This is a genomic window from Limnohabitans sp. TEGF005, from assembly GCF_055394835.1.
The window spans coordinates 1,003,726-1,029,566 of record NZ_AP029226.1; the positions used below are offsets into that span (position 1 = coordinate 1,003,726).

Sequence of the window (25,841 nt, forward strand, 5' to 3'; positions counted from 1 at the left end):
GAGCCCAGCACCGGGCGTACAGCCTACTCAGTAAATCAGCCGCTCTGGTTTGATTTCCTGAAGGATGGTGGTGGCGATCTCTTCGATCGACTTGGTGGTGGTCGACAGCCAGCGGATGCCGGAGCGGCGCATCATGGCTTCCCCTTCAGAGACTTCCATGCGGCAATTTTCCAGACTGGCGTAACGCGAGTTGGGTCTGCGCTCTGCGCGGATTTCGGCCAGGCGATCAGGATGGATGCTCAGGCCGAAGATTTTTTTGCGGTGCGGCACCAGGGCTGGGGGCAACTGCTTGCGGTCAAAGTCTTCAGGAATCAAGGGGTAGTTGGCGGCTTTCAGGCCGTGCTGCATGGCCAAATACAAGCTGGTCGGGGTTTTGCCGCTGCGGCTCACGCCCACCAAAATCACATCTGCCGACTCAAGGTCCCGGTTGGATTGGCCATCGTCATGGGCCAGTGAAAAGTTGATGGCCTCGATGCGGTCGTGGTATTCCTTGCTTTTGCTCACATCCGAAAAACGCCCGACCCGGTGGTGCGACTTGATGCCCAGCTCGTTTTCAAGCGGGTTCACAAAGGTGCCAAACATGTCCAGCAACATGCCTTGGCAATGCTCTTGCAGCACTTTGAGCACGTCCATGTTCACCAAGGTGGTGAACACGATGGGTTTGCTGCCCTCGGTATCGGCGGTGTGGTTGATCTGCCTGACCGCTTGGTGCGCCTTGTCGATGGTGTCGGTGAAAGGCAGGCGCACATGCCGCGTCTTCATGTCGAACTGGGCCAAGATGGCGTTGCCAAAAGTCTCTGCTGTGATGCCGGTGCCGTCAGAGACGAAAAAAACAGTGCGTTTGGACATGGATGCAAAAATTTCAAATGAAGGCGGCACCAAGCCCCCTAAAATGATTCGATTATCCATGGCACCCCGCTCGGCGGTTGAATTCCAAGAACAACAAAATCCCGTCCTGACCCATGGAGCCCGGTTTTAACTTTGGAGCTTTGCATGTCTGATCTTTTCAGTGAGACCGCTTTGGTCGTTCCCTTTGAGCAATTGCGCATGACCGATGTGGAGTCGGTCGGTGGCAAAAACGCCAGCTTGGGGGAGATGATTTCGCAATTGCCCTCGGGCGTGCGTGTGCCGACGGGTTTTGCCACCACCGCCCATGCTTTTCGGCAGTTTCTGGCTTTTGGCGGCTTGACTGAGCGCATCAATGCCCGGCTGGACGCGCTGGACACAGAAGATGTCCGTGCCTTGGCCGCAGCGGGGGCAGAAATCCGCGCCATGGTCGAAGCCCAGCCTTTTCCGTCCGATCTTGAGCAGGCCATTCGCGAGGCGTTTGTCCGCCTGCAAGGCAGCAACCCCGAGGCTTCTTTTGCTGTGCGATCTTCGGCCACCGCCGAAGATTTGCCTGACGCTTCATTTGCGGGTCAGCAAGAGACTTTTTTGAACGTGGTCGGCATCGCTGACGTGCTGCACAAAATGAAAGAGGTGTTTGCCTCTTTGTACAACGACCGCGCCATCAGCTACCGCGTGCACAAAGGTTTTGCACACGCTGATGTGGCTTTGTCGGCAGGTGTGCAACGCATGGTGCGCTCTGATTTGGGGGCTGCGGGTGTCATGTTCACCATCGATACCGAGTCGGGTTTCGAAGATGTGGTGTTCATCACCTCCAGCTACGGCTTGGGTGAGACCGTGGTGCAGGGCGCGGTGAACCCGGATGAGTTCTACGTGCACAAACCCATGTTGGCTGCGGGCAAGCGATGTGTCATCCGACGCAATCTGGGCTCTAAATTGATCGAGATGGTGTTTGCCACGCCAGAAGAAAAAGCGGCTTCGGGCAAGCTGGTCAAAACCACCGATGTGCCCGCTGAGTTGCGCAACCGCTACAGCCTGACCGATGACGAGGTTGAGCAGTTGGCCCGTTATGCCGTGGTCATCGAGCAGCACTACGGTCGCCCGATGGACATCGAGTGGGGCAAAGACGGCACGGATGGCCTTTTGTACATCCTGCAAGCACGTCCTGAAACCGTGAAAAGCCAGGCCAAAGGCACGCCCGAGCTGCGTTACAAGCTCAAAGGCAAAAGCACCATCTTGGCCGAGGGCAGGGCGATTGGCCAAAAGATCGGCACGGGCCCTGTGCGCTTGGTGCATCACATCAGCGAGATGGACAAGGTTCAGCCCGGCGACGTGCTGGTGACCGACATGACCGACCCTAATTGGGAACCCGTGATGAAGCGTGCCAGCGCCATCGTCACCAACCGGGGCGGTCGCACCTGCCACGCTGCCATCATTGCGCGTGAGTTGGGCATTCCTGCCGTGGTGGGCTGCGGCAACGCCACAGAACAGCTGAAAGAGGGCACCTTGGTCACCGTCAGCTGTGCCGAAGGCGATACCGGTCACATTTACGATGGCTTGCTGGAAACTGAAATCAGCGAAATCCAGCGTGGCGTGTTGCCCGAGATCAAAACCAAAATCATGATGAACGTGGGCAATCCCCAGTTGGCCTTCGATTTTGCACAACTGCCCAACGCCGGTGTGGGCCTGGCGCGTCTGGAATTCATCATCAACAACAACATCGGCGTGCACCCCAAGGCGATCCTGGATTACCCGGCCATCGATGCCGACTTGAAGAAAGCTGTGGAATCGGTCGCCCGTGGCCATGCGTCACCCCGTGCGTTTTATGTCGACAAAGTGGCCGAAGGTGTGGCCAGCATCGCAGCGGCTTTTTGGCCTAAACCAGTGATCGTGCGTTTGTCGGATTTCAAGAGCAACGAATACCGCAAGCTCATTGGTGGCAGCCGCTACGAGCCGGAAGAAGAAAATCCGATGCTGGGTTTTCGTGGCGCTGCGCGTTACATCAGCGCAGATTTTGGCGAGGCCTTTGCCATGGAATGCGAAGCGATCAAACGCGTGCGTGGCGAGATGGGATTGACCAACGTCCAGATCATGGTGCCGTTTGTCCGCACCTTGGGACAAGCCGAAAAGGTCACCAAACTGCTGGCCACTCAAGGTTTGCGTCGTGGCGAACACGATCTCAAAGTCATCATGATGTGCGAAGTGCCCAGCAACGCCATCCTGGCTGAACAATTCCTTGAGTTTTTCGATGGATTTTCGATCGGCTCCAACGATCTGACGCAGCTCACTTTGGGCCTTGATCGTGATTCTGGCCTGGAATTGCTGGCAATGGACTTTGACGAACGCGACCCCGCTGTGACCGCCTTGATTGAGCAAGCGATCAAGGCCTGCCTGGCCAAAGGCAAGTACATCGGTATCTGCGGACAGGGCCCCAGCGATCACCCTGATTTCGCGCGCTGGTTGATGGACAAGGGCATCAGCTCCATCTCGCTCAACCCGGACACGGTGATCGAAACCTGGACCAATTTGGGTCGCTGATTCTTCAATCCGGGGCCTTGCGATGACTCAACCGATGGCAAACCGTCGAACTGCGGCTTACCACTGGCGGATTCACCGCAATGTGCTGATCTACATCGGCATCCTCGTCACTTTGATGGGGGCCATGGCTTCGGCTGAACGGTGGGGACTGTCACGCAATTTGATTGGCCCCATTTTTTTGTTCAGCACGGTGATGATCTATGCCTTGATTGGCATTTCCAGCAGGACAACGGACGAAGACGAGTATTACGTCGCGGGTAGGCGTATTCCGGCCATGTACAACGGCATGGCCACTGCCGCCGACTGGATGAGTGCAGCCTCTTTCATCAGCTTGGCGGGGGCACTTTATTTGCAGGGCTTCTCTGGCAGCGGGCAGCAGCCTGGTGGCTTGGCTTATGTGATGGGCTGGACCGGCGGCTTTTGCCTGGTCGCATTGTTGATTGCCCCCCATTTGCGGGCCATGAAGCTTTACACCTTGCCGGACTACTTTGACCGCCGTTATGGCGGTCGTTGGCCCCGCATCATCGCCGCATTGGCTTCGGTGTTGTGTTCATTCACCTATGTTGTGGCCCAGATTTATGGCATCGGGTTGATCGCATCCCGTTTGACGGGCGTTCAGTTCGAGATTGGCATCTTGCTCGGTTTGGGCGGGGTTTTGCTGTGTTCATTTTTGGGGGGCATGCGTGCCATCACTTGGACGCAGGTGGCGCAATACATCATGTTGCTGCTGGCCTTCATGATTCCTGTGTCCTGGCTTGCCTATAAGCAACTTGGAACACCGTTCGCTCCCTTGGTCTACGGCCAGCAGCTTGCGCACATTGCAGCCATCGAAAAAAAGCTGATCAACGATCCAGCCGAAATCGAGGTGCGTCAAGAGTTTGCACGTCGGGCCAAAATGTTTGAGGCGCGGCTTGAAAATGTCGAACGATCCATGGCCGAGCTGCGTCTGGAGCTGGAGGAAAAAATCCGCATGCTCAAGGCCCAATCGGCTGATTACGCTTCCATTGCACAAGCTCGGCGCGCACTTTTGGCGGTACCTCGCGATGCTGCGACAGCACGTGAACAATGGACCCGAGCCATGCACGACAACCGTGACCGGGCCCGACCTTTGGGGGGAATGCCTGCCCACGCTCAGGCATTTGCAGGCAACCCTCATGGCAGTGCGCAAGACATCAAGTTGTTCGATGAGTCGAGGCTGAATTTTCTGGCGCTGGTGTTTTGCCTCATGGTCGGAACAGCTGGCTTGCCTCACTTGCTGACGCGCTTTTACACATTGCCCTCGGTTGCCGAGACCCGCACTTCGGTGGCTTGGTCCTTGTTCTTCATTGGCTTGCTTTACCTGAGTGTTCCGGCTTTGGCTGTGCTGGTGAAGTTCGAGGTGCTGAATAACCTGGTGGGCAGCAGTTTTGCGGATTTGCCGAGCTGGATGGCGCAATGGGCCCGTCTTGATTCTGCGCTGCTGGAGTTTTCGGACGTCAACGGTGACGGGGTCTTGCAGTTGGGTGAGTTGAAGCTGGGAGCCGACATGATCATGCTGGCCACCCCTGAATTGGGCGGTATGCCTTTTGTGGTCTCAGGCTTGGTGGCTGCCGGGGGGGTGGCGGCCGCCTTGTCAACCGCCGATGGCTTGTTGTTGACCATCAGCAATGCCTTGGTGCATGACATTGGGCCAGGGCGTGAACGCAAACCCAAATCTGCGGAGGGGCGCGTTATTTTGTCTAAGTTTGCATTGTTGGCCGTTGCCATGCTGGCCGCTGTGGTGGCCGCTTTCAAGCCTGCGGAAATCCTTGCGTTGGTCTCCACGTCTTTTTCCTTGGCAGCTGCCGCATTTTTCCCCGGCATGGTTTTGGGCATGGTTTGGCAAAAAGTCCATCGTCCCGCCGTCGTCGCCGGCATGCTGGCGGGTTTGGGTCTGACCCTTTATTACATGGTGGTCAATGCCCCCGGCTTCAGACATTTTTGGGGATTGGACCCCAGTGCTGGGCTGTGGTTTGGCATTCAGCCCTTGTCGGCGGGTGTTTTTGGTGTGCCCGCAGGCCTGCTGGTGATGGTTTTGTTGACTTTGCTATTGCCAACCCGTTGGGTTGTGCCGCGCACGCAGCTTGTCGTGCCTGACAGCGGCTATCCCGGCCTCTGAATTAACGCTATAATCGCAGGCTTCGCCTTGCCGCACCCCGACAGACGCTGGGGGCGGCTTTTCCAACCTTTTGGGTTAACCGCAAGGAGTCTCAATGCGTCATTACGAAATCATTTTGCTGATCCATCCCGATCAGTCCGAACAAGTTCCAGCCATGCTGGAGCGTTACAAAGGCATGATCACTGCCGGCGGTGGCAATATCCACCGTGTTGAAGACTGGGGCCGCCGTCAGTTGGCATACCAGATCAACAAGCTGGGCAAAGCCCACTACCTGTGCGTGAACATTGAAGCCGACCAAGCCGTCATGGCTGAACTGGAGCATGCCTTCAAGTTCAACGATGCTGTTTTGCGTCACCTGACTGTGCTCAAGAAAAAAGCCGACACCGCTCCTTCATCGATGATGAAAACTGTTGAGCGCGAAGAAGCCCGCAAGTCACAACAAGCCGAATTCGCCGCTTGATACTGACCTGTTGAGGAGTGAACCTTACAGAACTGACCGCCTGTATTGCCGAGCAAGCCGCTTTGCGATACACACCCGCCGGGTTGCCCGCTCTGGACTTGATTCTGGGGCATGCCTCTGAAGTACAAGAGGCAGGACAAGCCCGCAAAGTCCAGCTTAAGCTTCGTGCCTTGGCCTTCGGGTCTTTGGCAGAAACGCTGGTCAAGCAAGCGGTAGGCAGTGTCTGGACGTTCAAAGGCTTTTTGGCCACCCCTCGACAAGGCAAAAGTGTCGTGTTGCACATTCAAGAGTTTCAGCAAGATTAATTTCAGGAGGCCCCATGGCCACGTTCAAAAAATTCAACAAAGACAAGCGCCCTAAGCGCAACACCCAGTCACTGCTGTTCAAGCGCAAGCGCTTTTGCCGCTTCACTGTGACCGGCGTCGAAGAAATCGACTACAAAGATGTGGACACATTGCGTGACTTCATCGCCGAAAACGGCAAGATCATTCCCGCACGCCTGACTGGCACCCGTGCCATTTTCCAGCGTCAGCTCAACACAGCCATCAAGCGCGCACGCTTCCTGGCCATGTTGCCCTACACCGACCAGCACAAAGTCTAAGGAGTCCAACCATGCAAATCATTCTGCTCGAAAAGGTTGTGAACCTGGGTAATCTGGGCGATATCGTCAAAGTCAAAGACGGCTACGCTCGCAACTTCCTGATCCCACAAGGCCGTGCACGCCGTGCTACCGAAAACAACAAGGCCGAGTTCGAAGCTCGCCGTGTTGAACTCGAAAAAGCAGCTGCTGCCAAATTGGCCGAAGCCCAAGCTCAAGGCGAGAAATTGTCTGGTTTGGTCGTCAAGTTGTCGCAAAAAGCTGGCGTCGATGGCCGTTTGTTTGGTTCTGTGACCAACCACGACATCGCTGAAGAGTTGAACAAGCAAGGCTACAAGCTGGTCAAGTCCCAGATCCGCATGCCTCATGGCCCCATCAAAACAGTGAGTGAGTCCGCAGTGTCAGTGGCTTTGCACACCGACGTGGTGGTGGACGTGACTGTGACTGTGTTGGGCGAAACTGCCTGATCGTCGACAGACCTTCCCATAAAACCGCCGGGTGCCTCACCCGGCGGTTTTTTTTTCGTCTGAAATCAGCGGTCAGCGGCGGCGGCTTGAACCCAACAAACTGCCCAGCACACCGCGAACAATTTCACGCCCAATGGCCGATCCCACAGTGCGTACCGCGCTCTTGACCACCAACTGGGCCACGCCATCGCGTTGTCCGCCTCGGGGCCCTGAGCTGCCAAACAGCATGTCGGACAAGCCGCCCATCAGGCTGCCTTCCTTGTCGGCAGGTGCTGTGGCCTGACCCGGTAGCGCGGGTGCTTCGCTGGTCTGACCCTGAGACGCGCCTGCCTTGATCTTCTCGTAGGCTGAATCCCGGTCATGGTGGTTTTCGTAAACGCCTGCCACCAAGGAATTCTGGATCAAGTCTTGCCGTTGTGCGGGTGTGATGGGCCCCAGTTGGCTGGCTGGCGGCAGCACAAACACGCGTTCGGTCTCGCATGGGCGTCCCTTGGCATCCAGAAAGCTCACCAAGGCTTCGCCTACCGCCAGCTCGGTGATGGCTGCCTCGATGTCGAGTCCGACCTTGGGGCGCATGGTCTGCGCCGTGGCGGCCACGGCTTTTTGGTCGCGTGGGGTGTAGGCGCGCAAAGCATGCTGCACCCGGTTGCCCAATTGACCGAGCACGCTGTCCGGGATGTCCAATGGGTTCTGGGTGACAAAGTACACCCCTACGCCTTTGGACCGCACCAAGCGCACCACCAGCTCGATGCGCTCGACCAGCGCCGCAGGAGCGTCCTTGAACAACAAGTGCGCCTCATCAAAGAAGAACACCAGCTTGGGTTTTTCGGGGTCGCCGATTTCGGGCAGCACTTCGAACAGCTCGGACAGCATCCACAACAAGAAGGTGGCGTACAAGCGGGGCGAGTTCATCAGCTTGTCGGCCGTCAGAATGTTCACGACCCCCAAGCCTTTGGCGTCGGTCTGCATAAAGTCTTCAATGTTGAGCATGGGCTCGCCAAAGAAACGGTCGCCGCCCTCGCTTTCGATCTGCAGCAGGCCGCGCTGAATGGCCCCAATGCTCGCAGCACTGATGTTGCCGTATTCGGTGGTGAACAGCTTGGCGTTGTCACCCACATACTGCAGCATGGCCCGCAGGTCTTTCATGTCCAGCAGCAGCAAGCCGTTGTCATCGGCGATCTTGAACACCAGGTTCAGCACCCCGGCTTGGGTGTCGTTCAGGCCCAGCATGCGGGTCAACAGCAAGGGGCCCATGTCAGAAATGGTGGCGCGCACCGGGTGACCTTGTTCGCCAAACACGTCCCAAAGGGTTGTGGGGCAGGCCATGGGCACGGGCATGGCAATGCCCCGGTCCTTGAGCACGGCGGCCAGCTTGTCTCCTATTTTTCCGGCTTGACTGATGCCGGTCAGATCGCCTTTGACGTCGGCCATGAAGACGGGGACACCCATGCGCGAGAAATTCTCGGCCAAGGTTTGCAGGGTCACAGTTTTACCTGTGCCTGTGGCGCCTGTGATCAGGCCATGGCGGTTGGCCAGACCCGGGAGGAGGTGACATTGCACCTGGGCATTTTGCGCAATCAGCATGGGTTCAGTCATGTTCGTTTTTCTCCCGCTTGTGAAAAGTAAAATCCAGACTGTAGGTTAAATCAACATTCAAGGAATTCCCGATGGCTGGCCACAGTAAATGGGCAAATATTCAGCACCGCAAGGGGCGGCAAGACGAAAAACGTCAGCGCATCTGGACCCGGGTGGTTCGTGAAATCATGGTGGCAGCCCGAACCGGAGGCGGCGATGTCAGCGCCAATCCGCGCTTGCGCCTGGCCATTGAGAAAGCCAAAGCGGCCAACATGCCCGCCGACACCATCAAGCGCAACGTGGACAAAGCCACAGGCAACCTCGAGGGTGTGAGCTACGAGGAAATCCGCTACGAAGGCTATGGCATTGGGGGCGCGGCCATTATTTTGGACACCATGACCGACAACCGGGTGCGCACCGTGGCCGAGGTGCGCCACGCCTTGAGCAAGCATGGCGGCAACTTGGGCACCGAAGGGTCTGTGGCGTTTCAGTTCAAGCATTGCGGCCAACTGATTTTTGCGCCGGGCACGAGCGAAGACAGGGTCATGGAAGTGGCCCTTGAGGCCGGTGCCGAGGACGTGATCACGGACGAGGAGGGGGCCATCGAAGTCCTGACATCCCCGACTGATTTTGAATCTGTCAAAAATGCGCTGGAGACCGCCGGGCTGGTCGCTGAGATGGCCGAAGTCACCATGCGTGCAGAGAACAGCATCGCCCTTGGTGGTGACGATGCGGTCAAAATGCAAAAATTGCTGGATGTGCTGGAAGACTTGGACGATGTGCAAAACGTTTTCCATAACGCCGAATTTGAAGATTAAGGAAGTTTGATGAAAGTATTGGTAGTCGGCAATGGTGGCCGTGAACACGCCATGGCCTGGAAATTGGCGCAATCGCCACGAATTCAACAGGTTTATGTGGCCCCTGGCAACGGTGGCACAGCCAAAGACCCTGACCTGATCAATGTCCCGGTTACCGATTTGGCGCAACTGCGCCAGTGGTCCATTGACAACGACATTGGCTTGACCTTGGTCGGTCCGGAAGCGCCCTTGGCCGCAGGCATCGTGGACGATTTCCGTGCCCACGGTTTGCGGATTTTTGGCCCCACGCAAGCGGCCGCCCAGCTCGAAAGCTCTAAGGCATTTTCCAAGGCCTTCATGCAACGGCATGGCATTCCCACGGCCGAGTTTGAAACCTTCACCGATGCTGCCCTGGCGCACGCCTATGTGGACCTTAAGGGGGCACCGATCGTGGTCAAGGCCGATGGCCTGGCTGCAGGCAAAGGCGTGGTTGTGGCCATGACGCTGACCGAGGCCCACGAAGCCATCGACTTCATGTTGCTCGACAACACTTTGGGTGTCGCCCACAACGCAGGGGGTGCACGGGTGGTGATCGAGGAGTTTTTGCAAGGCGAGGAAGCCAGCTTCATGGTGCTGTGCGATGGCAAAAATGTGGCGGCACTGGCCACCAGCCAGGACCACAAACGCCTGCAGGACGGCGACGAAGGCCCTAATACAGGTGGCATGGGCGCGTATTCGCCCGCACCCGTGGTCACGGCCGAAGTGCATGCTCGGGCCATGCGCGAAGTCATCTTGCCCACCATTCGGGGTATGGAAAAAGACGGCATCAATTACACCGGCTTTTTATATGCGGGCTTGATGATCGACCCTCAAGGGCGCGTTAAGACCCTCGAATTCAACTGCCGCATGGGTGACCCTGAAACCCAGCCCATCTTGATGCGCCTGAAATCAGACTTTTTTGAAGTTCTGTTGGCGGCCACATCAGAAGGCCTTGAGAGTTTTGAAATGGAATGGGATCGCCGTGTCGCCTTGGGCGTGGTGATGGCTGCAGCTGGATACCCCATGAACCCGCGCAAAGGTGACGTCATCGGCGGCTTGCCCAAAGACGAGGACGATGCGATGGTTTTTCACGCTGGCACACTTGAAAAAGACGGCCAGATCCAGACCTCGGGTGGGCGTGTCCTGTGCGTCACTGCCTTGGCCGATTCCGTGCGTCAGGCGCAACAAAAGGCGTATCAGACAGCCAGCCCCATTGTTTTTGACGGAATGCAGATGCGCAAGGACATTGGTTATCGCGCTATCAAGAACTGAACACGGATACCCGATATGAGCGCACCGTCAACACACCCTGTGAATTTTCAAGGCTCTCGCTTGGCCCGCTGGATCTTGAAGATGCTGGGCTGGCGTCTGGAGTTTGAGGGATTTCCCACGCGCCAGGGCGTGGCCATCGTCTACCCGCACACCAGCAATTGGGATTTTCCGATCGGCATGTTGGCCAAATGGGCATTGGGCATTCCGGCGCATTTCTGGGGGAAAGATTCGCTGTTCAAGTTTCCCTTGATCGGGCGTTGGATGCGCTGGGTGGGCGGCATTCCGATTGACCGCAGCTCTTCGCGTGGCGTGGTGGGCCAGATGGTCCATCAGTTCGAACAGCACAAGCAAAATGACCAGTTGCTCTGGCTGGGGCTGGCCCCTGAGGGCACACGCAGCCTCACGCCCGGCTGGCGCAGTGGTTTTTACCAAGTGGCAGCAGGGGCCCAAGTGCCGTTGGCCTTGGTCAAACTCGACTGGGGCCAACGTTGTTTCAGTGTGGTGGACTTTTACGACCTGACAGGGCAAGTCGAGGAGGATTACGCGCACATGGCCCAAGTGTTTGCCGGGGTCCAGGGTTTTCATGCCAAGCAGATGGGGCCGATCACACCCTGGAGTCCGCAGGCTAGCCCCAAAGCGGTGAACGTCTCCTCGGCCTCACATCCTTCCTGATTTTTTTGCGTTGGTAAACCCCATGAGCACATCGTTTGAACTCGACACGGTCAAGAACTATCTTGTCGGTCTGCAGTCCCGTATCACCGGGGCCTTGACCGACATCGACGGCACCCCGTTTTTGGTGGACGCCTGGCAAAAAGAGCCTGGTGAAAAGCTACAGGGCAACGGCATCACCCAGATCCTGGAAGGTGGCCCTGTGTTTGAGCGTGCCGGTTGTGGCTTTTCTCATGTGAGCGGGCCGCAGCTGCCGCCTTCAGCTACGCAGCATCGGCCAGAGTTGGCGGGTTCGGCCTTTGAGGCCATGGGTGTGTCGCTGGTGTTTCACCCCCGAAACCCCTATGTGCCCACGGTGCACATGAACGTGCGCATGATCGCGGCCAAGCCCGAAGGCAAAGCCCCCGTGGCCTGGTTTGGCGGCGGCATGGACCTGACGCCTTACTATGGTTTTGACGAAGATGCGGTGCATTTTCACCAAACCTGCAAAGATGCGCTGGGGCCTTTTGGCGATGGCTTGCACCCCCGTTTTAAGACCTGGTGCGACGATTACTTTTGTAACAAGCACCGCCACGAGCAGCGCGGTGTGGGCGGCATTTTCTTTGACGATTTTGCCGAGCTGGGCATGGACCAGAGCTTTGCCATGCTGCGAAGCGTGGGCGACGCCTTGCTGAGCGCCTACATGCCCATCGTCCAGCGTCGCAAAGACACGCCTTATGGTGAACGTGAGCGAGACTTCCAGCTGTACCGCAGGGGCCGCTATGTGGAGTTCAATTTGGTCTGGGACCGGGGCACGCATTTCGGTTTGCAGTCTGGCGGTCGCACCGAGTCGATCTTGTTGTCCATGCCGCCCGAGGTGCGCTGGTCTTACCAGCGCCAGGACGAGCCTGGTTCACCAGAAGCACGTTTGCTGAGCCACTTTTTGGTACCCAAGGATTGGGTTTGAGTCTGCCGCCAGTCAACAGGCTGGGTGTTTTTGGTGGGGCCTTTGATCCGCCGCACCTGGCACATGTGGCTTTGGTAGAAGCCGCGGTGGCCGCGCTGCAACTTGACCAAGTGCGTGTCTTGCCCACTGGGCTGGCATGGCACAAAACACGTACTTTGAGTGAAGCCCATCACCGACTGGCCATGACCCGATTGGCCTACCAGCACCTGCCACAGGTGGTGGTGGACGATCGGGAAATCCGGCGCTCGGGCGCCAGCTTCACCGTGGACACGCTGCGCGAATTGCAGGCCGAGTTTCCACAGGCACAGCTGTATTTGTTGCTGGGTGATGACCAGCGCCGCGCCTTGCCATCGTGGCACCAGATCGACGAAATCGGGCGCATCGCTATAATCTGCGCCGCAGGGCGTGATATGGCCGTGCGTGCCTGGAACGAAGAGTTGGGTGCGCTACAGACAACTCCGCCTCTTTCTGACAAGCTGCAAGCGCGCATTCGGACTCTGGAGATGCCGCTGATGCCTCACAGTGCCACGGACATCCGTGAGCTGCTAGCCAAAGAGCAGGCCATTACAAGCCTGGTGCCCCCCGCTGTTGAGCGCTATATTCACGAACACCACCTTTACAGGCCCCATTGATGACCGAAAACGCCGCTAAAAAAGACATTCAAAAACTCCAGCGGGCCATTGTGGACGCCTTGGAGGACGTCAAGGCCCAAGAAATCCAGGTGTTTGACACCGAGCACCTGTCCTCCTTGTTTGAGCGGGTCATCATTGCATCCGGCACCTCGAACCGCCAGACCAAAGCCTTGGCCGCCAGTGTGCGCGACAAAGTACGCAACGCTGGTTTTGGCAAGCCCCGCATGGAAGGCGAAGACAACGGCGAATGGATCATCGTGGATTGCGGCCAAGCCGTGGTGCATGTCATGCAGCCCACCATCCGCACTTACTACAACCTCGAAGAAATCTGGGGCGGCACGCCAGTCCGCTTGAAGTTCGGTGCGCCCAAGCCTGTGGCGACCGCTGAAGTCAAAGGCCACATCAAGAACTCCGTGGCCAAAAAAGCCACCAAAGCCTCGGCCGCAAAAACCACAAGCGCCAAGCCTGCGGCAAAGGCCAAGCCCGCCTTGAAGGCGCCAGCCAAGCCGGCTGCGAAAACGCCGGCCAAAGCAGCCCCCAAAGCAGCGGCAAAAGCACCCTCCAAGACTGCTGTCAAAACAGCGACCAAGGCACCCGCTAAAACGGCAGCCAAAACCGCTGCCAAGCCAGCCAGCAAGTCAGCGGCCAAGCCCAGTACCACCAGCAAGCCCACCTTGAAAACAGTGGGCAAGCCAACGGTCAAACCCGCTGCCAAAGCGGCCGCCAAGCCCGCGGCCAAAAAAGCACCCGCTCGCAAGGCCGTGCAAGCCACGACCCGCCGTAAAGCCGATTGATCCTGCATGAAGTTGCTGATCGTTGCGGTCGGCCTGCGTGTGCCCGACTGGGCTCAAACTGCCTGGGACGACTACGCCAAACGTTTTCCGCCTGAGCTCAAGGTCGAGCTCAAGGCCGTGAAAACCGAGCCCCGTGGCTCCAAAACCCTGCCCACGCTGTATGCCGCAGAGCGCCAGCGCATCGAAGCAGCCATTCCACGCGGCACCCGCATTGTGGTGTTGGACGAGCGTGGCACCAACCTCACCACCCAGGCCTTGGCCACACGCCTGACCAGCTGGCAGTTGGGGGGCGACGATGTGGCCTTGGTGATTGGCGGGCCGGATGGACTGGAGCCAGAGTTCAGGCAAGCCGCTCATGAGCGCATTCGCCTGTCCGACATGACCTTGCCCCACGCCATGGCCCGTGTGCTGCTGATCGAGCAGCTCTACCGCGCCTGGTCGATCAACGCCAACCACCCCTATCACCGCGAATGAGCGATTTCATTTACCTCGCCTCCCAAAGCCCCCGGCGCAGCCAGTTGCTGGACCAAATCGGTGTGGCTCACACTTTGCTGTTGGCCGGGCAGGAGGAAGACGCCGAATCGTTGGAAGACGTGCGCGGAGCCGAGGCGCCAGCGCGTTATGTGGCTCGTGTTACGGGCTTGAAGCTGGACGCCGCTGTGCAGCGCCTTCAGCGTCAAGGCCTGCCCGCAGCACCTGTGCTGTGCGCCGACACCACGGTGTGTCTGGGTCGTGACATTTTGGGCAAACCGACAGACGAAGCCGATGCCCTGCGCATCCTTCAATTACTCTCGGGCCAAACCCACCGGGTGTTGACGGCGGTGGCGCTGCAAAAAGGCAGCCGGCGCGTGTCTGCCGTGTCGGCTTCCTGGGTGCGTTTCGCGCCGATGACCCTCACACAGATCAAGACCTATGTGGCCACTGGCGAGCCCATGGGCAAGGCCGGCGCCTACGGTGTACAGGGCAGGGCGGCTGCCCACATTGAACAGATTCGAGGCAGTTATTCAGGCATCATGGGCCTGCCGCTTTTCGAGACGGCCCGTTTGCTGCGCACGTTAGGCGTTCGCTGCTGAGCTGTTGACGGGACGCTTTCGAGGCCCTTGCCCCGTGCCTTGTGTGTTGACATGCTGTGAGCAGCCCCCCATTTTTCAACCTGATTCCATCCATGCAACAAGATATTTTGGTCAATTGGTCGCCCCAGGAAACCCGGGTCGCGGTGGTCGAATTTGGTGCCGTGCAAGAGCTGCACGTCGAACGCACGCTGGAGCGCGGTCTGGTGGGCAATGTGTACTTGGGCAAAGTGGCCCGGGTCTTGCCCGGCATGCAGTCGGCTTTCATCGACATCGGTCTGGACAAAGCGGCCTTTTTGCATGTGGCCGATGTGTGGCAAAAACATGCCGAAGGCGAGGCCGCTGCTGCACGCACAGGCCAGCCGCTGGTACCCATTGAAAAACAGGTGTTTGAAGGCCGAGCGATCTTGGTGCAGGTCATCAAGGACCCGATGGGAACCAAGGGCGCTCGTTTGTCTACGCAAATCAGCATTGCGGGACGTCATCTGGTGTTTTTGCCCCAAGACGACCACATTGGCGTGTCGCAAAAAATCCCTTCTGACCAACGCGATGCGCTGCGCAAAAGGCTCCAGGCGCTGGTGGGCCCTGCGGGTGGCGGCTTCATTTTGCGCACCAATGCGGAAGATTCGAGCGACGAAGAATTGCAAGACGACATCGCTTATTTGCGCAAAACCTGGACCCGTATCAAGGAAGCCTCAATGCGCTTGCCGCCCGCGTCCTTGTTGCACCAAGACCTCACACTGTTGCAGCGTGTGTTGCGCGATCTGGTGGGCGAGGTCACGCAAAGTATCCGCATCGATTCACAAGAGCAGTTTGCCAAACTGCAGTCCTTTGGTCTTGAGTTCATGCCCAAAGCGGCCGAGCGCCTGCAACTCTACAAAGGAGAGCGGCCGATTTTCGACCTTTACTCGATTGACGAGGAAATCGCCAAGGCATTGGGCCGTCGGGTGGACCTCAAATCAGGTGGCTATCTGATCATTGACCAGACCGAAGCGCTGACCACGGTGGATGTGAATACGGGCGGTTATGTCGGGGCGCGCAATTTTGAAGACACCATCTTCAAGACCAATCTGGAGGCGGCTCAGGCCATTGCCCGTCAGCTGCGTCTGCGCAACCTGGGTGGCATTGTGATTGCCGACTTCATCGACATGTCCCGCGCGGACCATCAGGATGCCGTGTTGGCCGAGTTTCGCAAGCAATTGGCACGGGACCGTGTCAAAACCATGGCCGGTGGCTTTTCGTCGCTGGGCTTGCTTGAAATGACCCGTAAACGCACCCGCGAGTCATTGGCTCACATGCTGTGCGAGCCATGCCCCAGCTGCCAGGGCAAGGGCATCGTCAAGACGCCACGCTCGGTGGTGTACGACATCTTGCGAGAAATTCTGCGCGAAGCGCGTCAGTTCAACCCCCGAGAGTTCCGCATTTTGGCCACCTCGGCGGTGATCGATTTGTTGTTGGACGAAGAAAGCCAGCACCTGGCGGGCTTGTCGGACTTCATCGCCAAGCCAATTTCGCTGCAAGTCGAGCCCGCCATGGGGCCTGAACAATACGATGTCGTGCTGCTCTGAGCTTGGCTGAGCTGGGCTGTTAAGCGGCCTCGTTGGCCCATTCGCCACGGTGGTGCAACCGCGCATAAGCGCCACCCGATGCCAGCAAGTGGGCTGGTGCACCTTGTTCCACAATTCGGCCCTGCTCCATGACCACCACACGGTCTGCATGCTCGATTGTGGACAGGCGGTGCGCCACGATCAAGGTGGTCCGGCCTTGCATGAGTTTTTGCAAGGCATCCTGAACCAGCCGTTCAGACTCGTTGTCCAGCGCCGATGTGGCTTCGTCGAGAATCAAAATCGGCGCATCTTTGTAGAGCGCCCTGGCAATGGCCAGTCGCTGGCGCTGACCGCCAGACAGCTGGCTGGCGTTGTGGCCTAACAGCGTGTCCATGCCCTGGGGCATTTGCGACACATGGCTCCACAGGTTGGCCGCTTCCAGGCTGGCCTGGATCCGATCCCTGTTCGCGTCATGACCCAGGCAGACGTTGGCGGCCACTGTGTCGTTGAGCATGACCACATCCTGGCTGACCATGGCGATTTGCCGCCGCAAACTGTCCAGCGCCCAATCCTGAATGGGCACGCCATCGATGCACACCTTGCCAGAGCTGGCTTGCACGAACCTGGGCAGCAATTGGATCAGGGTGGTTTTGCCGGCCCCTGATGCGCCCACGAGGGCCACGGTTTCTCCAGGGCTGACCTCGAGGTTGACCCCTGACAGAGCCGGTTGCCCCTCAGCGGAGAACTTCAAATGCACCTCCTGCCAAGACACTGCACCCTGGGCTCGGGTGCTGGTGTAGTCACCTTGCGTTTCTTCCTTGGCCTCATGAATTAACGTCAGGCCTCTTTCGAGGGCTGCCAGCCCCCGGGTGATGGGGCTGGAAATCTCAGCCAAACGCTTGATGGGGGCGACCAGCATCAGCATGGCGGTGATGAACGCCACAAAGCCGCCCACGGTTGCGCCTGATGCGCCGTTTTGACTTTGGTACAGCGCCAACACCAGCACCATGGACAGTGACAAAGCCGCCATGATTTGGGTCAATGGTGTCATGGCTGCAGAGGCCACGGTGGTCTTCAGGGCCAGACGGCGAAGCACCTGGGCCAGTTGGGCAAAACGCGCAATTTGGTGGGCTTGGCCCCCTTGCAGTCGCACAACACGGTGGGCCAAGACGTTTTCTTCGACCACATAGGCCAGGTTGTCGGTGGCGTTTTGGCTTTCTTTGGTCAATTTGTACAGTCGCCGAGACAGGGCTTTCATGATCCAGCTCAAGCCTGGGGCCACCGTAAACACCACCAGGGTGAGCTTCCAGTTCAGCCACATCAAGTAACCCAACAGGGCGATCAGCGTGAACCCGTCACGCGCCAATGCGATCACTGCGGACACCAATTGCGAAGAGCCATTCTGGACCTCGTAAACAAGGGTGTTCGACAGGGCGCTGGCTGATTGCTTTGAAAAGAGGGATAGATCGGCCTTCATGAGTTGTGCGAACAACTGTGACCGGAGCTTTTCCATACCGTCATTGGTCAACCTGGAGAGGGCGTATTGCGCGACGAAGTTGGCCATGCCGCGGACCGTGAACAAGCCGACTACAGCCGCCGGGATGGCCCACAAAGGCAGTTTGTTCTCAGAAAACCCTTTGTCCAGCAAAGGCTGAAACAAGGCCGGAATCATCGGCTCGGTCAATGCGGCGATCAGGGTCGCCAAAACGGCTATGGCCCAAATCCCGCGCTGATTCCCAAAATAAGGCGCCAGTCGTCGCAAGCGTTCCCGAATACTGGACTGAGAAGTGGGAGGGGTGGAGGGCAGGCTCATGGCCTAGATTGTAAGTAGAGCAGCGGGTCCAAGGGCCGTAAATGGGTTTCTACGGTGTACGATCACGGGTTCCGCGATTTCACTGATCACCCCACCGACATGAAGCTTGTTTTTTTGCGCATTGGCCTGTTGTCCTGCTTGCTAAAGCTGCTTGTTTTGAGTGCGCTGGCGGTGCCAGCTTGGGCGCAATTCCGTGTGGAAGTGACCGGCGTGGGCATGACCCAATTGCCGGTCGTGATTGCACCCTTCAAAGGCGAGGCGGCTGCCCCGCAAAAGCTGGCCAGCATTGTCCAAGCTGATCTGGAGCGCAGTGGGCAGTTCAAGGGCTTGGCTGCGGGTTCTGTCCTGCTGGACGAAACCAGCCGGCCGGATTGGTCGCCTTGGCGCCAGTTGTCCGCCGAGGCCTTGGTTGCCGGCTCTGTGACCCGATTGGCCGATGGTCGTTTTGATGTCCGCGCCCGCTTGTGGGATGTGGTCAAGGGCCAGGAAAAAAGCGATTTCAAAGACACCGTTTCTGCGGGCGAGTTGCGTTTGTCGGCGCACCGTATGGCCGATTGGATTTACCAGCAGCTCACGGGCACTCCGGGGGCTTTCGCCTCGCGCATCAGCTATGTGACCAAGGCGGGCGACCGCTATTCTTTGTGGATTGCAGACTCCGACGGCGAAAATCCCAAGTCGGCTTTGACCAGTCCAGAGCCCATCATTTCACCATCCTGGTCGCCCAGTGGCACCCAGTTGGCTTACGTTTCATTTGAACTGCGTAAGCCCGTCGTGTATGTGCACGAACTGGCCACTGGCCAACGGCGGGCAGTGGCCAATTTCAAAGGCTCTAACAGTGCGCCAGCCTGGAGCGCTGACGGAAAATCACTGGCCGCGACACTCAGCCGCGATGGCGGCTCCCAGCTTTTCCGGATTGACCTGAACGGCGGCGAACCGCGCCGCTTGTCGTCATCCGGCGGCATCAACACAGAGCCCGCATTCTCACCGGATGGCAGCGCTTTGTTCTTCGTCAGTGATCGGGGCGGCAGCCCCCAGATTTACCGCATGCCTGCTCAGGGTGGGCCAGCCGAGCGCGTGACATTCTCGGGCACCTACAATATTTCGCCTGCAGTCAGTCCAGATGGTCGTTGGTTGGCCTATGTGTCTCGCATCGGCGGTGCATTTCGCTTGCACTTGATGGATCTGGCTTCTGGTCAAGTCACGGCCCTGACCGACACATCGGCGGACGAGCGCCCCAGTTTCGCACCGAACAGCCGCTTGCTGGTCTATGCGACGATTTTCCAAGGACGCGAATCCTTGATGACCACCACATTGGATGGGCGCATCAAAGCCCGCTTGGCTGGGCAGGGCGGCGATATCCGGGAACCCCACTGGGGCCCGGTGCGCAAATGAATTTTTGAACATTCACTTTTTAAATTGACGAGGTAAATCATGACGAAGAAATTTTTGGCCAGTTTGTTGTTTGTGGCGCTGTTGGCAGGTTGTGCATCGGGCGTGAAACTGGACGATGTGCCGGTTGAAGACAAGTCGGCCACATCCTCTGGCGTGTCTACGCAAGGCATTGGCAACGACCAAAACGGCGCACAAACAGGTGTGAGCGGCGTGGTGGTTGACAAGTCGGGTTCGAGCATTGGCCCTGTGGGCGTGGCGCATGTGGTCTATTTTGATTACGACAGCTTTGTGGTTCGCGCTGAAGCCCGTCCTGTGATCGAAAACCACGCCCGTTTCTTGCAGGCCAACAAGCAACGCAAAGCCAATTTGGAAGGTCACACCGACGAGCGCGGTGGCCGCGAATACAACCTGGCACTGGGCCAAAAGCGGGCCGAGTCTGTGCGTCAGGCTTTGAGTTTGCTGGGTGTGTCCGACAGCCAACTGGAAGCGGTCAGCTACGGCAAGGAAAAACCGGCTGCTCAAGGCTCTGCCGAAGCTGACTTGGCTAAAAACCGCCGCGTCGAAATCCGGTATTGAACGCCATGAGCACGCGCGTGGTTTCAAGCTGGGCATGGTCCCGATGGGCGTTGGTTTGCGTGGTGTCCGGTTTGCTGGGCACGGCGCATGCAGCGCTTTTTGAAGACGATGAGGCCCGCAAGGCCATTCTTGATTTGCGACAACGCGTCGAGCAATCGAACGCGGCCATCAAAGGCCTGAGCGAAGAGAACGCCCGGTTGCGCCGATCTTTGCTCGATTTCCAAGGCCAGATCGAAAGTCTCAAGACCGAACTGTCTCAAGGCCGTGGCGCGCAAGAGCAATTGGCCCGCGATTTGTCGGAAGTGCAATTGCGCCAAAAAGACATGGTGAATGGTGTGGACGAGCGTTTGCGCCGTTTCGAGCCGTTGAAGGTCTCTCTTGATGGTGTCGAATTCATGGCCGAGCCCGCCGAAAAGCGCGACTACGAGGCGGCCATGGACACCTTCCGCAAAGGCGACTTTGTGGCGGCGCAAGCGGCTTTGAGCGCATTTGTTCAGCGATACCGCAAAGGCGGCTATGCACCTTCGGCCCTGTTCTGGCTGGGCAATGCCCAATATGCCAACAAGGACTACAAAGAGTCGATGGTGAATTTTCAGCAAATGCTGAAGTCCTCACCCACGCACCCGCGCGCGCCCGAAGCCATGCTGGCCGTCTCCAACATTCAGATCGAATTGAAGGACCTCAAAGCGGCCCGCAAAACGATGGAAGAGTTGGTCAAGACTTACCCGGCATCCGAGACCGCGGCAACGGCACGCGATCGCTTGGCGCGCTTGCGTTGACCTCCAGGGCTTTCGGGTGATGACGCTCGAGCAGCTTCAGCTTCAAACATTCGCGGTTCTGGGGCTGACTTTCTTGTTGGCAGCCTTGGCCGGGGTGTTGTTTCATCGCAGCCATTTTTGCACCATGGGGGCCGTCAGTGATTGGGTCATCATGGGCGACCGCACCCGCGCCAAGCAGTGGGCATTGGCGGTGGCTGTGGCCATATTGGGCTTTGGCCTGATGGCCTGGCGCGGCTGGATCAGCCCGCTCAACACGATTTATGCCAGCAGTCAGCTGACCTGGCTCTCCTTGCTCTTTGGTGGGACGCTGTTTGGCGCGGGCATGGTGCTGGGCTCGGGCTGTCCCAGCAAGTCTCTGATCCGTTTGGGGGGCGGCAACCTGAAATCGTTGGTGGTCTTGATGGCCATGGGTATTTCGGGCTTGGCCACTTTGCGCGGGCTAACCGCCGTGTGGCGAGTTCATTCAATCGATCAAGTCACGCTGGGCACGGGGCCGGGCCCTTTTATGGGCCAATGGCTGGCGAGTGCAACTGGTTTGACACTGCCCTTGGCCTGGCTGATCTCGGCGTGTGTGTTGTCCGGTTTGCTGCTGGTCTGGATTTTCAAAGACCGTCAGTTCATGCCCCGGTCTGTTGCTTTTTCGGGTTTGTGTGTCGGCGCCGCTGTCGTGGCACTTTGGTGGGTCAGTGGCGTGTTGGGCTTTGTGCCCGAGCACCCCGAAACACTGGAGCCCATTTTTCTGGCCACAGCCAGTGGCCGCATGGAATCCATGAGCTTGACGGCACCCGTAGCGCATTGGTGGGATGCATTCATGTACTTCAGCGATGGCAGCAAACGGTTGACACTGGGCATGGCCACGGTGCTGGGCTTGCTGGTCGGGGCGCTTGGCAGTGCCCAATCGCAGGGCACCTTTCGCTGGGAGGGTTTTACCCAGACACCTGATCTGGCCTTGCATTTGCTCGGCGGCACACTGATGGGCATTGGTGGCGTCATGGCGATGGGGTGCACCGTGGGCCAAGGCTTGTCGGGTTTGTCTACCCTCAGTCTGGGCAGTTTCATTGCTGTGTTCGGCATCGTGCTCGGGGCCGTTGTGTCTTTGCAGTGGCAATTGCGACGTGCGGAGGCTTTGGAATGAGTGATTTGCTGCTGCAAGAATCCAGCGACGAACGCCGTTTTGGCGGCTTGCAACGTTTGTATGGCGTGCAGGGTGCACGCCAGATTCGTCGGGCGCATGTCGTGGTGGTGGGCATTGGTGGTGTGGGCTCTTGGGCCGCCGAAGCCTTGGCACGCAGTGGCGTGGCCCGGCTCACCTTGGTCGACATGGACCACATCGCCGAATCCAATATCAACCGCCAGATTCATGCCCTGACCAGCACCACAGGTCAGGCCAAGGTCGATGCCATGCGCGAGCGCATCGCCCTGATTCATCCGGAATGCCAGGTTGATGCGATCGATGAATTTGTCACGCCTGAAAATTGGCCAAGTGTCTTGCCTTGCCTGCCCGATGCGGTGATCGATGCGTGTGACCAAGTCAAGGCCAAAGTTGCTATGGCTCAGTGGGCGTTGATCAACCCAGTGGGATTCATCACGGTGGGGGCCGCGGGTGGCAAACGGTTGGCGCACAAGGTCGATATAGATGACTTGTCAAAGATCACGCACGACCCTTTGTTGGCGCAATTGCGTTATCGGTTGCGCAAGCAGTACGGCGCTGCTCGCGGCGACAAGCGTATCGGCATTCAAGGCGTGTTCAGTCGTGAAGCCGTTGCCCCGCCAGACGCCTCTTGCGCCATCGAAGGCGATGGTTCGCTCAACTGCCACGGCTATGGATCGGTGGTCAGCGTGACTGCGACCTTTGGCATGTGTGCAGTCTCAGAAATTTTGAATTTTTTAGCAAGCTGTCTTCAGAAGGCCAAAAAATAACGCTATAATTTGAGTCTTGCTACAGTGCACAACACTGTAGCAAAGGGACCATAGCTCAGTTGGTAGAGCAGCGGACTTTTAATCCGTTTGTCGTGGGTTCGACCCCCGCTGGTCCCACCAGTTATCAAGTAAAAACACCCTGTACGAAAGTATGGGGTGTTTTTTTTCGTCTGTGCTCAACAACAAAAACACTCTGCGAGCACTTTGAATCTCACGCTGTTCGTCGTCGTTGCTAAATGTCACACCAGCAACGCACAACCAAAAACACACAGCAGCAAGTCACGTCTAAAAAAACGCCACTCGCACTTGCGTTGCTGCCCACAGCCAACCCACAACACATTCACTTGCGTGACGGTGAAGTGGTGCTGTACAGACGAAGCCGCAGTCTGCTGTACCAGTGCCGCTACAAACTTGCTGATGGCACTTGGTACAGGCAGAGCACACGCAAAGCCAGCATAGAACACGCCGTTGCCGTTGCCTGCGACTTGTATGACGAAGCCAGGTACAGACAGCGGTTGGGTTTAGCACACCAAACACACTCTTTCGCACAAATAGCGGCGGTTGCGTTGGCAGAACTGCGAGTAAAGATTGACGCAAGTACTGGCAGAACTGCCTACAGCGACTACGTGGGCTGTATTGAGAAGTATTTTTTGCCCTACTTCAAAGACAAGCGGCTGGAAGAACTCACGCACACAGACATTGCGGAGTTTGAATTGTGGCGGGACAGGCAGATGCGACGCAAACCCAAAGCAAGCACACTGATGAACTTCGCCAGTGCTTGGAACAAGTTGTTGTCTGTTGCTGTGTCGCGTGGCTACATCAGCGAGCGTGTGCCAGTGCCCAAACTCACAACGCGAGGGGAGAAGGGCACAACACGCCCAGCGTTTAGCGAAGAAGAAATTGCTCAGTTGTTGGCATTTATGGAAACTTGGCAACACGAGGGATTGCGTGCTGTGGAAAAGGAAATGCGTCCCTTGCTGCGTGACTATGTGGAGATGCTGTTGCTAACGGGTATGCGGCACGGCACAGAAGCAATGGGCATTTGCTGGCGGCACTTGGAGTGGCACACGGACAAGGGCGTTAAGTACCTGCGTATTTGGGTTGATGGCAAGACTGGCGGGCGTTGGTTGATAGCAAAACACAGGGCAGTTGATGTGCTGAAGCGACTACACGCACGACAAACGGACATCGCATCCGTTGCTCTTGACAACTTGTTTGCTGAACGTGTGCCCTATAAGTTGTTCCGTTTTGCTGACGGCTACCAACCGCCAAGTTTAAACGGCACATTTAGGCGGCTGATGCGAGACACGGGTTTGCTGAAGAACGAGCAAGGGCAGACACGCACGTTGTATTCGTTGCGGCACACCTATGCGACGCTGGCGATGCTGCGGGGTGAGGTGGACATACACACCCTGTCAAAACAGATGGGCAACAGCGCGGCAATGATAGAAAAGCATTACTCTAAGTTGACGGCAACGATGGCAGCAGACAGGTTGGCTTGAGGGGTGGGGAGCGAATTGTGATGATGAGCGTTCGTCACACTTCTCTTGCTAAAAATGTTAGTTAATGTTAAATTCAAAATTCATTTGTTAAAAATTATCGAAAGTATCAAAAATGAATAAATTTTCATTGGTTACAGTTGTTGCTATTTCAGCCTTGGCTTCTGGTTGTTCAACACTTACGGGCGATGGCACAAGCCAAAACCTGTCCGTAATGACCTATTCAACTGACAACAAAGATCTGGTCGGAGCACAGTGTGAGCTTAAAAATGACGAAGGTACTTGGTCTGCTGTGACGCCCACCACAGTGATGGTTCGTCGCTCGAACAAAGATTTGATGGTTAAATGTACGAAATCTGGTTTTTCAGATGCTCGTGCAAATGTAGTATCAAAGACCAAAGGCAATATGTTTGGGAACATCATTTTTGGTGGTGGTATAGGTGCCATTATTGACCATAATAATGGTAGCGCTTACGATTATCCGCCAGTTTTGAAGCTCACAATGGGACAAGATTCAACCATTAAAGAGGGTTCGCAATAAGTGTTGTTAATATAGGTGCCTGAGTGTTGAACTTGGGTGCTTATTCAATATGACTAAAAGCAAAAAATTCCAATTTTTAATAATTTTAACAATTTTACTTGCTGGTTTGGTATATTCTCTTTCGCAAAAAAGAGAAGATTCAAGCAAAGAAGTTCTAGTTAGCCTTAGGGATTATGTTGTCGGCAGTTTTTTAAATGAATTGCCTGAAATCAATAAAAAATTGCCTCACAAAATAGACAGTCAAACAACCTTGATTTCTATTGGATATGAAAATAACAATGTGTTAAGTGTGTACGAGCTTGGCACGTACAGCATTAGCAGTGAATTTTTAGATAAAATTAAACCATCAATAACAAAGCAGGCTTGTGATGATGCGATGAAAAAAAAGTTATTGGAGGCTGATGTTGATATTTTTGATAGATATCAAAACACTAATGGTGATTTGCTATTTCAAATAGTTCTCAGTAAGTCTATCTGTTCTAAGTTGTAAAATAGATCAATCATTCAAACCAAAATGAGCTCGTACGATGCGGGATTTTCAATTGTGAGATTTAAAATCTTTAACGGCGTTTAGGGCGTGCCGACTTTCTGTTTGCAGAGACACTGTTCGGCTTGAGCAAGTATCGTAAAAAAAGACGCTTACTCGCCAACAGTGTCCTTCAAACACTTCTTGATATTGCTGTTTTTGGCAGCGCCCGCCAGCTTGCGTTCCGCTGCGGCAGCTTCACATTTTTCGGTTGCCTCGCGCTCACATTTTTTCAGGAACGAGGATTTGGCCGCACCAGCAAGCTTCTTTTCTTGAGCTGCAGCATTGCAGGTTGGGGCTGGCGTTTGAGCGAAAGACGTGGTTCCCAAGCCCACGCTGGTCAGCAGCACAAAGAGGGTGGCAGTGGTCAGTTTCATCGCTTTTGTCCTTTTTACAAGTTTTGATGAT

27 protein-coding genes and 1 tRNA gene are annotated in these 25,841 nt (G+C 56.7%); 24 read left to right on the forward strand and 4 right to left on the reverse strand.

The window, feature by feature from the left end; genetic code table 11:
• Nucleotides 1-27 precede the first annotated feature (27 nt).
• Nucleotides 28-849, reverse strand: coding sequence for a posphoenolpyruvate synthetase regulatory kinase/phosphorylase PpsR (ppsR, locus tag ACZ5RG_RS04820; protein ID WP_026036438.1), 822 nt, complete (start codon nt 847-849; stop codon nt 28-30).
• A 144-nt stretch (nt 850-993) separates the two neighbouring features.
• On the opposite strand from ppsR, the gene ppsA reads away from it, so the two are divergent.
• The 6 genes from ppsA to rplI all read left to right on the forward strand — a co-directional run bounded on the left by ppsA (nt 994) and on the right by rplI (nt 7,046).
• Nucleotides 994-3,384 (forward strand): phosphoenolpyruvate synthase, encoded by a 2,391-nt coding sequence (gene ppsA / locus ACZ5RG_RS04825; protein WP_312260386.1) that lies wholly within the window; start codon nt 994-996, stop codon nt 3,382-3,384.
• Between the two features lie 34 nt (nt 3,385-3,418).
• Nucleotides 3,419-5,521: a VC_2705 family sodium/solute symporter gene (locus ACZ5RG_RS04830; RefSeq protein ID WP_464447918.1), complete on the forward strand. Its 2,103-nt coding sequence runs from the start codon at nt 3,419-3,421 to the stop codon at nt 5,519-5,521.
• Between the two features lie 94 nt (nt 5,522-5,615).
• Nucleotides 5,616-5,981, forward strand: a complete 366-nt coding sequence (gene rpsF / locus ACZ5RG_RS04835; RefSeq protein ID WP_019428749.1) for a 30S ribosomal protein S6 — start codon at nt 5,616-5,618, stop codon at nt 5,979-5,981.
• A gap of 17 nt (nt 5,982-5,998) precedes the next feature.
• Nucleotides 5,999-6,286 (forward strand): primosomal replication protein N, encoded by a 288-nt coding sequence (gene priB, locus ACZ5RG_RS04840; RefSeq protein WP_464447919.1) that lies wholly within the window; start codon nt 5,999-6,001, stop codon nt 6,284-6,286.
• Nucleotides 6,287-6,300: 14 nt separating this feature from the next.
• Nucleotides 6,301-6,582 carry a 30S ribosomal protein S18 gene (gene rpsR / locus ACZ5RG_RS04845; protein WP_019427495.1) on the forward strand — a complete coding sequence of 94 codons (282 nt, stop codon included), beginning with the start codon at nt 6,301-6,303 and terminating at the stop codon, nt 6,580-6,582.
• A gap of 11 nt (nt 6,583-6,593) precedes the next feature.
• On the forward strand, nt 6,594-7,046 hold the full coding sequence (gene rplI / locus ACZ5RG_RS04850; RefSeq protein ID WP_019428751.1) for a 50S ribosomal protein L9: 453 nt from the start codon (nt 6,594-6,596) through the stop codon (nt 7,044-7,046).
• A 72-nt stretch (nt 7,047-7,118) separates the two neighbouring features.
• Here the strand turns inward: rplI and ACZ5RG_RS04855 are convergent, their stop codons facing one another.
• Nucleotides 7,119-8,642: a helicase HerA-like C-terminal domain-containing protein gene (locus tag ACZ5RG_RS04855; protein ID WP_464447920.1), complete on the reverse strand. Its 1,524-nt coding sequence runs from the start codon at nt 8,640-8,642 to the stop codon at nt 7,119-7,121.
• 71 nt (nt 8,643-8,713) lie between these two features.
• Here ACZ5RG_RS04855 and ACZ5RG_RS04860 point away from each other — a divergent pair, with 71 nt between their 5' ends.
• The 9 genes from ACZ5RG_RS04860 (at nt 8,714) to rng (ending at nt 16,408) form a co-directional block, all read left to right on the forward strand.
• Nucleotides 8,714-9,439, forward strand: a complete 726-nt coding sequence (locus ACZ5RG_RS04860) for a YebC/PmpR family DNA-binding transcriptional regulator (RefSeq protein WP_298599823.1) — start codon at nt 8,714-8,716, stop codon at nt 9,437-9,439.
• A 9-nt stretch (nt 9,440-9,448) separates the two neighbouring features.
• Entirely contained in the window at nt 9,449-10,729 is a 1,281-nt protein-coding gene (purD, locus tag ACZ5RG_RS04865) for a phosphoribosylamine--glycine ligase (protein ID WP_464447921.1), read from the forward strand.
• Nucleotides 10,730-10,744: 15 nt separating this feature from the next.
• Complete coding sequence (locus tag ACZ5RG_RS04870) at nt 10,745-11,401, forward strand: 1-acyl-sn-glycerol-3-phosphate acyltransferase (RefSeq protein ID WP_298599818.1); 657 nt, start codon at nt 10,745-10,747, stop codon at nt 11,399-11,401.
• 22 nt (nt 11,402-11,423) lie between these two features.
• The gene (hemF, locus tag ACZ5RG_RS04875; protein ID WP_315136034.1) at nt 11,424-12,344 is read left to right on the forward strand and encodes an oxygen-dependent coproporphyrinogen oxidase; all 921 of its coding nucleotides are present in this window, start codon (nt 11,424-11,426) and stop codon (nt 12,342-12,344) included.
• A complete protein-coding gene (gene nadD / locus ACZ5RG_RS04880) occupies nt 12,335-12,976 on the forward strand; it encodes a nicotinate (nicotinamide) nucleotide adenylyltransferase (protein ID WP_312260382.1) in 642 nt (213 codons plus the stop codon). Before hemF ends, nadD begins: the two co-directional genes overlap by 10 nt.
• Nucleotides 12,976-13,770, forward strand: coding sequence for a ribosome silencing factor (gene rsfS, locus ACZ5RG_RS04885; RefSeq protein WP_315235573.1), 795 nt, complete (start codon nt 12,976-12,978; stop codon nt 13,768-13,770). The genes nadD and rsfS overlap by 1 nt, the downstream gene beginning before the upstream one ends.
• A gap of 6 nt (nt 13,771-13,776) precedes the next feature.
• Nucleotides 13,777-14,244 carry a 23S rRNA (pseudouridine(1915)-N(3))-methyltransferase RlmH gene (gene rlmH, locus ACZ5RG_RS04890; protein ID WP_019428759.1) on the forward strand — a complete coding sequence of 156 codons (468 nt, stop codon included), beginning with the start codon at nt 13,777-13,779 and terminating at the stop codon, nt 14,242-14,244.
• Entirely contained in the window at nt 14,241-14,843 is a 603-nt protein-coding gene (locus ACZ5RG_RS04895; RefSeq protein WP_464447922.1) for a Maf family protein, read from the forward strand. Before rlmH ends, ACZ5RG_RS04895 begins: the two co-directional genes overlap by 4 nt.
• 92 nt (nt 14,844-14,935) lie before the next feature.
• Nucleotides 14,936-16,408 (forward strand): ribonuclease G, encoded by a 1,473-nt coding sequence (rng, locus tag ACZ5RG_RS04900; protein WP_298599803.1) that lies wholly within the window; start codon nt 14,936-14,938, stop codon nt 16,406-16,408.
• Nucleotides 16,409-16,427: 19 nt separating this feature from the next.
• Here the strand turns inward: rng and msbA are convergent, their stop codons facing one another.
• On the reverse strand, nt 16,428-18,200 hold the full coding sequence (msbA, locus tag ACZ5RG_RS04905; RefSeq protein ID WP_464447923.1) for a lipid A export permease/ATP-binding protein MsbA: 1,773 nt from the start codon (nt 18,198-18,200) through the stop codon (nt 16,428-16,430).
• A 99-nt stretch (nt 18,201-18,299) separates the two neighbouring features.
• On the opposite strand from msbA, the gene tolB reads away from it, so the two are divergent.
• The 9 genes from tolB (at nt 18,300) to ACZ5RG_RS04950 (ending at nt 25,397) form a co-directional block, all read left to right on the forward strand.
• On the forward strand, nt 18,300-19,592 hold the full coding sequence (gene tolB / locus ACZ5RG_RS04910; RefSeq protein ID WP_315235577.1) for a Tol-Pal system beta propeller repeat protein TolB: 1,293 nt from the start codon (nt 18,300-18,302) through the stop codon (nt 19,590-19,592).
• 39 nt (nt 19,593-19,631) lie between these two features.
• Nucleotides 19,632-20,168: a peptidoglycan-associated lipoprotein Pal gene (gene pal / locus ACZ5RG_RS04915; RefSeq protein WP_315136046.1), complete on the forward strand. Its 537-nt coding sequence runs from the start codon at nt 19,632-19,634 to the stop codon at nt 20,166-20,168.
• 5 nt (nt 20,169-20,173) lie between these two features.
• Entirely contained in the window at nt 20,174-20,947 is a 774-nt protein-coding gene (gene ybgF / locus ACZ5RG_RS04920; RefSeq protein ID WP_298599792.1) for a tol-pal system protein YbgF, read from the forward strand.
• A 19-nt stretch (nt 20,948-20,966) separates the two neighbouring features.
• On the forward strand, nt 20,967-22,082 hold the full coding sequence (locus tag ACZ5RG_RS04925) for a YeeE/YedE family protein (protein ID WP_464447924.1): 1,116 nt from the start codon (nt 20,967-20,969) through the stop codon (nt 22,080-22,082).
• Nucleotides 22,079-22,867 (forward strand): tRNA threonylcarbamoyladenosine dehydratase, encoded by a 789-nt coding sequence (locus tag ACZ5RG_RS04930; protein ID WP_464447925.1) that lies wholly within the window; start codon nt 22,079-22,081, stop codon nt 22,865-22,867. Before ACZ5RG_RS04925 ends, ACZ5RG_RS04930 begins: the two co-directional genes overlap by 4 nt.
• 44 nt (nt 22,868-22,911) lie before the next feature.
• A tRNA-Lys gene (locus tag ACZ5RG_RS04935) sits at nt 22,912-22,987 on the forward strand.
• A 116-nt stretch (nt 22,988-23,103) separates the two neighbouring features.
• Nucleotides 23,104-24,369, forward strand: a complete 1,266-nt coding sequence (locus tag ACZ5RG_RS04940; protein WP_464447926.1) for a tyrosine-type recombinase/integrase — start codon at nt 23,104-23,106, stop codon at nt 24,367-24,369.
• A 112-nt stretch (nt 24,370-24,481) separates the two neighbouring features.
• Nucleotides 24,482-24,907, forward strand: a complete 426-nt coding sequence (locus tag ACZ5RG_RS04945) for a hypothetical protein (RefSeq protein ID WP_464447927.1) — start codon at nt 24,482-24,484, stop codon at nt 24,905-24,907.
• Between the two features lie 49 nt (nt 24,908-24,956).
• Nucleotides 24,957-25,397 (forward strand): hypothetical protein, encoded by a 441-nt coding sequence (locus tag ACZ5RG_RS04950; protein WP_464447928.1) that lies wholly within the window; start codon nt 24,957-24,959, stop codon nt 25,395-25,397.
• 149 nt (nt 25,398-25,546) lie between these two features.
• On the opposite strand, the gene ACZ5RG_RS04955 is transcribed toward ACZ5RG_RS04950, so the two are convergent.
• Entirely contained in the window at nt 25,547-25,810 is a 264-nt protein-coding gene (locus ACZ5RG_RS04955; RefSeq protein ID WP_464447929.1) for a hypothetical protein, read from the reverse strand.
• Nucleotides 25,811-25,841: the final 31 nt, after the last annotated feature.